Source organism: Streptomyces sp. NPDC054841 (genome assembly GCF_053611045.1).
This window is the reverse complement of the sequence record NZ_JBSGZO010000387.1, coordinates 1-8,247: the sequence shown is the minus strand read 5'-3', so window position 1 is coordinate 8,247 and position 8,247 is coordinate 1. Positions and strand designations below refer to the sequence as shown.

Sequence of the window (8,247 nt, the reverse complement as noted above, 5' to 3'; positions counted from 1 at the left end):
GAGCTTCACCGGACCGGCTCTCTTTGTGCGTGCATGCATGCACGCGTGCGTGCGTGGCGGCATGCGTGCGCCTCGCGCCTGCGTCCCAGGCCGTTCCGGCGGATCTTGCCACCGGACAGGCCAGGTCCTAACGGCCGCTCACACGTCCGTGCAGCAGTCGCGACAGCGCCGCGTGGACATCGTCGATCGAGCGCTCCCGCTGGAACGCCTGCCAGTCCAGCGCCGCGACCAGCACCATGCCGACGAGTGCGGCTGCCGTGAGCGGAATGTCGATCTCCTCGCTCAGCTCGCCCCGTTCGACGCCCTCCCTCAGGACCGTTTCGACGACGGCGACCGCCTCCTGACGGACCACCATCAGCGTGGACTGCCAGGCCCGGTTGGTGCGCCAGAGCTCGGCGACGTACAGCTGGGTGAAGGCCGGGTAGCGGTCGATGAAGCCGAGACCGGCCTTGATCATCGCGTCCAGTGCCTCGACCTTGGTGCCGCCGCGCTCCTCCGTCTCGTCGGCGGCCGCCTGGAGTGAGGCGGTGAGGAGCCCGACGCCGTACCGCAGCAGCTCCTCGAAGAGTTCGGTCTTGCTCTTGAAGTTGTAGTAGACCGTGCCCTTCGCGACTCCGGCGCGCTCGGCGATCTCGTCCACCGTCGTCGCGGAGAAACCCTGTTCGGCGATGAGGGTGACGGCCGCTTCGTAGAGCTTGGCCCGCGTCGCCTGTCTCCGGGTGCTGCTGCTGTTCATGGCGTCGATTCTCACAGGTTCGGCTGCTCTCACAGGCTCAGCTCGGGATGAAGACGGTCGAACGTCCACACCTGCTTGCGCCGCGCCGATACGGCGGTCAGCGCGAGAGCTCCGAGGGTGAAGGCGACCAGTACGGCCGTAGCCTGCCAGACCGGGCCGATTCCGCCGCCCGTGATCAGCCGGCGCAGCGACTCGACGACGTACGTCATCGGCAGGAAGGGGTGGATGGCGTTGAAGAACGCCGGGCTGGTCTGCACGGGATAGGTGCCGCCCGCCGAGGTCAGCTGGAGCATCAGCACCGCCAGGACGAGGATCCGGCCGGCCGCCCCGAAGCGGGCGTTGAGCCACTGGATGATCGCGGCGAAGCAGCACACCACCAGGGCCAGGAAGCCGACGGTCCCGGTGGCGCGGGCCATCTGCAGGCCGAGGCCCCAGTGCAGCACCGACATCAGGGCGGCGACCTGGAGCAGACCGATCGCGGCCACCGGCAGCCAGCCGGCCATGGCGATCCGCCAGGCGGATGCTCCGGCGGCGAGTGCGCGCCGGTTGAGCGGCTGGATCAGCATGTACGCCACCATCGCACCCACCCAGAGGGAGAGCGGGATGAAGTACGGGGCGAAGCCGGTGCCGTAGTTGTCCGCCTTGTGCAGCGACTGGGAAGCGAGCTGCACGGGATCGGCCATCACGTCCGTACGGCGGTCGCGGTCCTTCTTGTCGTAGTCGGGGATCTTGCCGACGCCGTCGTTGAGACCGCCGGCCAGCTCGCCGGAGCCGCCGACGAGCTTGAACATGCCGCCGTCCAGGTCGTTGGCGCCGTTCTTGAGCCGGCCGACTCCGGAGTCGAGGTCGGTGGAGCCCGTCTGGGCGCTGGTCAGCCCGGTGTGGATCTGGTCCGCGCCCTTGGCGATCTTGTGGGCGCCCGTGTTGAGCGCGTTGATCTTGGCGACGGCGGACTCGACGTCCTCGTCCAGGGACGGGGAGCGGTCCGCCAGGGCCTTCGCCTGCTTCTGGAGGTTCTTCAGATGGGTGTCGAGCTGCTTCAGACTGCTGTCGTTGTCCTTGATGAGCGCGTTGACGTCGTCGGCGATCGCGGCGGCGTTCGCCGAGGCGGTCTTGGCGCGCTCCAGGGCGGGGCAGGCGGTCGCGTCGGGCAGGAGGGCGTCCACGCAGCGTTCCTTGTGGATCGCCGCCAGGTCGTCGGCGGCCTTGTGGGCGGTGGCCGCCGTGGCCGGCGCGGTCTTCACCAGCAGGCTCAGACTGTTCCGGGCCGCCCGGGAGGTGTCCTCGACGAGGCGCGCCGTATCGCCGACCGTCTTGCCGTTGTCCTTGAGGTACGGACGGACGTCCGCGGCGATCCCGTTGACCTTGTCGGCCAGCAGCTGGGTCTTGCCGGCGAGCGTCGCCGTGCCCGTCTCCAGTTCGCCGGCGGCCTTGTTGAGCTGGGTGATGCCGCCCGCGAGCTTTCCGCTGCCGTTCTTCGCGTTCTCCAGGCCGTTGGCGAGGTCCTTCGAGCCCTTCTTGGCCTTGCCGATCCCGCCCTTCAGGTTGTCGGCGCCCTTCGCGGCCTTCTCGGTCGCGTCATGGATGTCCGAGAAGGAGATGAAGATCTTGTCGAGGAAGGAGCGGGAGGCGTTCTTCGACGCCGACTTGCGCACCTCGGAGAAGACCGACCGGGAGATCTGCCCGACGATGTAGTTGTTCGCGTCGTTCGTCCGTACCTCCAGCGCGCCGGTCTCCGGGGCGTCGCCCGAGGCGGAGGCGATGCGCTTGCTGAAGTCGGCGGGCATGGTGAGCGAGAGGTAGTACGTGCCGTCCTCGACGCCCTTGCGGGCTTCCCCGGCGCTCACCTCGTGCCACTCGAAGACCTCGCTCTCACGCAGGCCGTCGGTGATGTCGTCACCGGCGGTGATCTTCTTGCCGGCCGCGGTGGCGCCCTTGTCGTCGTTGACGAGTGCGACGGGAATCCGGTCGAGACGGCTGTACGGGTCCCAGAAGGACCACAGGTACAGGGCGCCGTAGAGCAGCGGAAGCAGCAGGATCGCGACGAGCGCGGCGCGCGGCAGCTTGCCCCTGCCGAAGCGCTTCAGCTCAAGCGCGGCCAGTTTCGGCGAGCGCATCGGCCGCCCCCTCCTCGGTGTCGTCTTCGTGCGTGGTGGTCGCGGGCGTGCCGGTCGACGGCTCTGCGTCCCCTCCGGGCTCCGTGTCCCCTGCGGGTTCCGTGGACTCAGCGGGTTCTGCGGGTTCTGCGGACTCAGCAGGGTCCGCGGGCTTCTCGGCCGCGGGCTCCGTGGGCTCCGGGGGCTTTTCGGTCTCGGGCGTCGCGGGCTTCACGGTGGGCCCGGGCTTCGCGGGGGTACCGGATGCCTCGGCCGTGTTCGCACCCGTACGGATCACGACCGCGTCCCGCGGGGCGTCGCTGCACACGGCCAGCACCGTCGTACCGTTCGCCGCGACGCCGCGGAGGAGCTCCCATGCCTCCGTCCGGTCCGCGTCGGAGAGCTTCAGATCGGTGTCGTCGAGGGCCAGCAGCCGGGGCCGGCCGATCAGCGCGAGGGCCACGGAGAGGCGGAGCGCCTCCAGCCGTTCCAGATCCCGTACGGCCGTGCGCCCCGCCTTCGGCAGGGCGTCCAGGTCGAGGCCCGCAGCGTCCAGCGCCGCCTCGATCCGGCTCCGCGCGGCCGCGGACGGCTCCGCCCGCGGCCTGAGCAGCGCGCGGAGCGAGCCGTCGAACCGCCGCTGCAGCAGTGCACGCTCACGCAGGTGCTCGTCGACGGTCAACGCCGGGTCGAGCTCGCTGACGCCCGGCACCGGGCCGAGCGCGGCGATACGGCGTACGGCCGCCATCTTGCGCGGCAGCCGCAGCCCGCCGACCTCCGCGTGGCCCTCGGCGGGCTTCATCCGGCCGGTGAGCGCGAGTAGCAGGCAGGTGCGGCCCGAGCCGGACGGGCCCTCGATCGCGATGAGCGAGCCGGGCCCGGCCTGGACGCTCACCCCGCGAAACGCCCAGCCTCGCGGGCCCCTGAGTCCGAAGTCCTCGGCGCCGACCGCCGCCCCGTGCGGGCTGTCCACGCAGCCTCCCCTTTTGAACTGACTGGTCAGTGCAAAAGTTACCCGGGACCCGTGACCGAAGCAAAATCCGGTCCGTCAGCGCTGGTCCGGCTCGATGCCCGCCACCATCTCGGCGAGCCGTGCGCACACGCGTTTGATCTCCTCGTGGGTCTCGTTCCGCTCGGTGATCACGGCCGCGAGGAGCAGTGCCGTCAGTGCCGTGGCGCCGTTGAAGGCCTGCAGCGTGACCATGTTGGAGAACAGGTCCTGACCCGCGAACGGGCCCACCTCACGGGCCGCGGCGGTGATCGTGAGCGTCGACACCGCCAGCGCGCACGGCGCCGCCCCGGCCAGCTGGAACCGGAACGCCGCCCAGATCAGGACCGGGAAGACCAGGAAGAGCAGGGACGAGTTGGCGGTTCTGGTCGCCAGGAGAGTGGCGACGAGCGTGCACAGCGTCAGCGCCGCCGCCTCGGCCCAGCGGCGGAGAGGGACGTCCCGGGGCCATCGGGCCCTGCGGAGCACGAGCAGGAACGGGGTGACCACCAGGACACCCATCGCGTCCCCCGTCCACCACACCGACCAGGCCGGCCAGAAATTGGACGGCTCCAGAGCCCCGGCGAGCAGGAGCACGCCGCTGCCCACGGTCGCACTGATCAGCATTCCGCCCAGTGCACCGAGGAAGACCAGCACCAGTCCGTCCCGCAGCCGGTCCAGGTCCTCGCGGAAGCCCGCACGGCGCAGCAGCAGATATGCGCACACCGGCGCCAGGGTGTTCCCGGCGGCGATGCCCAGCACGGCCGCCGTCGACGGGCCGATCGACACATTGACCAGGAAGGCGCCGAGCGCGATGCCCGGCCAGCACCGCAGGCCGAAGAACAGCAGGCCGGCCAGGGCCACGCCCGTCGGCGGCCAGAGCGGCGTGACCTGGCCGCGCACCAGCTGCTGGAGAAGCCCCAGCCGTGCGGAGACGTAGTAGGCGGCGGCCACAGCGAGGATCCGCAGCGCCGCGGAGCCGTAACCCCGGATCTCCTCGTTGCGCACTCCAGCAGTCTGCGCCGCCGACGGGCCCGCGGCGACTCAGGTGGCGCACAGCGGTCACCAGGGATCGTCCGCGTACTGCTCCTGCGGATGGGGAGGACCGTCGTACCGGGCGACCAGGACGGCGGCATCGTCGCTGTGCCCGGTCAGTTCGGCCACCTTGATGACGGCGGAGGCCAGCACGTCGGGATCGTGGTCGCCGATCCGGGCGTTCACCAGCCGGGCCACCTCCGCCAGACCCTCCTCGATCGGGTACGACGGCCCTTCCACGACCCCGTCGGTCAGCAGGACGAGCACCCCGGCCTCCTTCAGCCGCCGCCGGGTCACCGGGTACTTCTCGTCCGGCACGATGCCGAGGGGCGGGCCGCCGTTGTCGAGCGCGATGCCCGCACGGCCGTTGACCGTGGCCCACACCATCGGGACATGGCCGGCGCGGGCGATCGCGAGACGGTCGCTGACCGGGTCGAAGCGCAGGAAGCAGCAGGTCGCGAACAGGCCGAAACCCATCGAGAGCAGCAGGTCGTTGGCGCGGCTCAGCACCTCTCCCGGATCGCTCGTCGCCCCGGCGAGGGCCCGCAGGCTGGTGCGGACCTGCCCCATGAACGCGACGGCCTCCACGTCATGGCCCTGCACATCGCCGATCGCGACCGCGATCGAGCCGTCCGCCATCACGAACGCGTCGTACCAGTCCCCGCCCACGTCGAGCCCGTCCCGAGAGGGCGCGTAGCGGCCCGCGATGCGCAGCAGTGGCAGCTGCGGGAGCTCGGGCGGGAGCATATGGCGCTGCAGGGCCATGGCCAGCTCGACCCGCGCCCGCTGGACCTTGATCCGTTCCAGGGCCTGATCCACAAGACGCCCGAGTGTGACCAGCAGGGCCTGCGCACTGTCGGGCGAGTCACTGCGATCTCCGCGCATGACCGCTCCGAAGGTTCGCGCGTACTCCACGAATCACCTTAGCCCGCACCCGACCGCAGCACCTCCACAGGGAGAAAGACCAGGTCAGAACCGATTGTCAGTGGTGGCATCCACGATGGACACATACGGCCACAGTGCCGTCACACGACGACAGGAGGTTCGTCATGGCCAGCTCCTACGCCGCTGCCGCACGCCGGCTCCGCACAGGCGGCCCTGCCCCCTCACTGACCGGTCCCGCGAGCGATGTCCACCCCGTGCTGCGGCGCTCCTCGGCGCCGCCCGCAGCACTCGATCTGCTCGGCCAGGCGCGGGCGGGCCTCGACGAGGCCGCCACCCTGGACACGCCCAACGAGCGGTACGCCACCGCCCATCTCGCCGCGCTGCGCACCGCCGCGGCCGTGCTCGCCGCCCGTGGCCGGCCCGAGACCGGCCCGCGCCGCCGGACGCGGATACGGTCCGCCTGGGAGGTGCTCCCCGAGATAGCCCCGGAGCTCACCGAGTGGAGTGCGCTGTTCGCCTCCGGCGCCCGGCGCAGGGCGCGCGCGGAGGCGGGTATCCAGGGCGCGGCCAGCGCCCGTGACGCCGACGATCTGCTGCGCGACGTGGCCATGTTCGTGCGCCTGGTCGAGCGGCTGTTGGTGCTCCAGCCGGTGCTGCCGCAGCCCCGGCCCGAGCAGCCGGGGAAGGGAGACGCCGCGGGATGACGGGGACGCCCGTTTGAGGCAATAGGGTGGAGCGAGCCTGCATCGTTCACGCCCCGTCAGCCGGGGCGGCACCGCGCCGAGGAGTCAACTGCCGTGTCGGACCAGCTGCGCCCCCGCGCCTCCCTTCGTACCGCCGTGGTCTGGGACGTCCTCACGGACGCCCTGGACCGCCGGGTCAAGGCGACCGGGAGGGACGCCCTGGACGTGCTCGACACCGGCGGCGGGTCCGGCAACTTCGCGGTGCCCGCCGCCCGGCTCGGCCACCGTGTCACCGTCGTCGACCCCAGCCCCAACGCGCTGTTCGCGCTGGAGCGACGCGCCGCCGAGGCCGGGGTCGCCGACCGCGTGCGCGGCGTTCAGGGTGATGTCCACGGGCTGTTCGACGTGGTCGAGCGCGAGGGCTTCGACACGGTCCTGTGCCACGGCGTGCTGGAGTACGTCGACGACCCCGCCGAAGGCGTGCGGAACACGGTGGAGGCGCTGCGTCCCGGCGGATCGCTCAGCCTGCTTGCGGCCGGGCTCGGCGGTGCCGTCCTCGCCCGGGCCCTGGCCGGGCACTTCACCGAAGCCCGCCACGCGCTCAGCGACCCGGCGGGACGCTGGGGCCAGGGCGACCCGGTGCCGCGCCGGTTCACCGCCGAGCAGCTCACCGAGCTGGTCGCCGGGGCAGGCCTGGAGGTCGGTTCCGTACACGGCGTCAGGGTCTTCGCCGACCTGGTTCCCGGCGTCCTCGTGGACACCGAGCCGGGCGCCCTGGACGCCTTGCTCAAGCTGGAGGAGGCGGCCGCCGAGCTGCCCGCGTTCCACTCGGTCGCGACCCAGCTCCACGTTCTGGGCGAGAAGCACGGCTGACCTGTCGCCGCCCCGTCGCTGCCAGCCGCTGATCAGGGACGCAGCTGCAGATGGAGTACGCCACAGGCCACCCGATCGGGACGTTCGCCCCGTATGATCGGGGGACACCATCCGGCATGACGGAGAGGCGGTTGGGGAATCAAGGCCTCAGCAGTCGATCCGGCATGGCGGCCCCGAAGGCGATTGGGCATTGGGCGGGTTTCACGGGGGCGATTCCCTGCCTATCCTGAAAGGGCCGCGTACCGGTCGCCCCCAGCGACCGACGACTAGGAGGACTCCGTGCCGCTCTCGGAGCACGAGCAGCGAATGCTCGAGCAGATGGAGCGAGCGCTGTACGCCGAAGATCCCAAGTTCGCGACAGCGCTTGAGGGAAGCGGGCTGCGTACGTACACCCGGCGACGGGTCTACCAGGCGGTCGTCGGCTTCCTGGTGGGTATCGCGCTCCTCATGGCCGGAATGGTCACCGTGCAGATCTGGCTCAGCGTGGTGGGTTTCCTCGTCATGCTCGGCTGCGCGGTCCTCGCGGTCACCGGCTGGCGCAAAGCGCCCAAGCCGGGTGAGCAGGGCGGCCCCGGGGCCCAGGCCACAGGCCGACAGCCCAGGCAGCGCCGGTCGATGATGGACCGGATCGAGCAGCGGTGGCAGCGCCGCCGCGACGAGCAGGGCCACTGAGCCCATCTGAATCTTCGCCGTACGGGCGCGGCTGCGAGCCGTACGGGCGCACTCGCAAGCGGGTGAGGCACAACCGCACGTCAGCGGTTGTCCCTCACCCGTTTGGCGTACACGGAGTGCCCACGCGCCCGCCGGTGGGACGGCTGACCGGAGCGCACGGCCTCTGACCGGAGCGCACGTCTGACCGGAGCGCACGGCCTCTGACCGGAGCGCACGGCCTTCTCGGGGCTCCGTCCGAAGGGGGAGGCGGGAATCCCGCAGCGTGCCCCGGTCCCGAGC

General features: G+C 71.2%; 8 protein-coding genes. 3 read left to right on the top strand and 5 right to left on the bottom strand.

The window, feature by feature from the left end:
- Positions 1 to 127: 127 nt before the first annotated feature.
- The 5 genes from ACWGI8_RS34070 to ACWGI8_RS34050 all read right to left on the bottom strand — a co-directional run bounded on the left by ACWGI8_RS34070 (position 128) and on the right by ACWGI8_RS34050 (position 5,740).
- Positions 128 to 736: a TetR/AcrR family transcriptional regulator gene (locus ACWGI8_RS34070; RefSeq protein ID WP_453666912.1), complete on the bottom strand. Its 609-nt coding sequence runs from the start codon at positions 734 to 736 to the stop codon at positions 128 to 130.
- A gap of 29 nt (positions 737 to 765) precedes the next feature.
- Entirely contained in the window at positions 766 to 2,853 is a 2,088-nt protein-coding gene (locus tag ACWGI8_RS34065; RefSeq protein WP_453666910.1) for a YhgE/Pip family protein, read from the bottom strand.
- Positions 2,825 to 3,805 carry an ATP-binding cassette domain-containing protein gene (locus tag ACWGI8_RS34060; RefSeq protein WP_453666909.1) on the bottom strand — a complete coding sequence of 327 codons (981 nt, stop codon included), beginning with the start codon at positions 3,803 to 3,805 and terminating at the stop codon, positions 2,825 to 2,827. The genes ACWGI8_RS34065 and ACWGI8_RS34060 overlap by 29 nt, the downstream gene beginning before the upstream one ends.
- Before the next feature lie 75 nt (positions 3,806 to 3,880).
- Positions 3,881 to 4,828: an MASE1 domain-containing protein gene (locus ACWGI8_RS34055; RefSeq protein ID WP_453666908.1), complete on the bottom strand. Its 948-nt coding sequence runs from the start codon at positions 4,826 to 4,828 to the stop codon at positions 3,881 to 3,883.
- A 54-nt stretch (positions 4,829 to 4,882) separates the two neighbouring features.
- Positions 4,883 to 5,740: a PP2C family protein-serine/threonine phosphatase gene (locus ACWGI8_RS34050; protein WP_453666913.1), complete on the bottom strand. Its 858-nt coding sequence runs from the start codon at positions 5,738 to 5,740 to the stop codon at positions 4,883 to 4,885.
- 164 nt (positions 5,741 to 5,904) lie between these two features.
- On the opposite strand from ACWGI8_RS34050, the gene ACWGI8_RS34045 reads away from it, so the two are divergent.
- The 3 genes from ACWGI8_RS34045 (at position 5,905) to ACWGI8_RS34035 (ending at position 7,968) form a co-directional block, all read left to right on the top strand.
- Positions 5,905 to 6,444: an SAV_6107 family HEPN domain-containing protein gene (locus ACWGI8_RS34045; RefSeq protein WP_453666906.1), complete on the top strand. Its 540-nt coding sequence runs from the start codon at positions 5,905 to 5,907 to the stop codon at positions 6,442 to 6,444.
- Positions 6,445 to 6,537: 93 nt separating this feature from the next.
- On the top strand, positions 6,538 to 7,296 hold the full coding sequence (locus tag ACWGI8_RS34040) for a methyltransferase (protein WP_453666905.1): 759 nt from the start codon (positions 6,538 to 6,540) through the stop codon (positions 7,294 to 7,296).
- 279 nt (positions 7,297 to 7,575) lie between these two features.
- Positions 7,576 to 7,968, top strand: a complete 393-nt coding sequence (locus ACWGI8_RS34035; protein ID WP_453666904.1) for a DUF3040 domain-containing protein — start codon at positions 7,576 to 7,578, stop codon at positions 7,966 to 7,968.
- Positions 7,969 to 8,247: the final 279 nt, after the last annotated feature.

Bases quoted from the DNA above. Each gene is read 5' to 3' on its own strand.
- ACWGI8_RS34070 (WP_453666912.1), bottom strand. From the start codon at position 736: ATGAACAGCAGCAGCACCCGGAGACAGGCGACGCGGGCCAAGCTCTAC.
- ACWGI8_RS34065 (WP_453666910.1), bottom strand. From the start codon at position 2,853: ATGCGCTCGCCGAAACTGGCCGCGCTTGAGCTGAAGCGCTTCGGCAGG.
- ACWGI8_RS34050 (WP_453666913.1), bottom strand. From the start codon at position 5,740: ATGCGCGGAGATCGCAGTGACTCGCCCGACAGTGCGCAGGCCCTGCTG.
- ACWGI8_RS34045 (WP_453666906.1), top strand. From the start codon at position 5,905: ATGGCCAGCTCCTACGCCGCTGCCGCACGCCGGCTCCGCACAGGCGGC.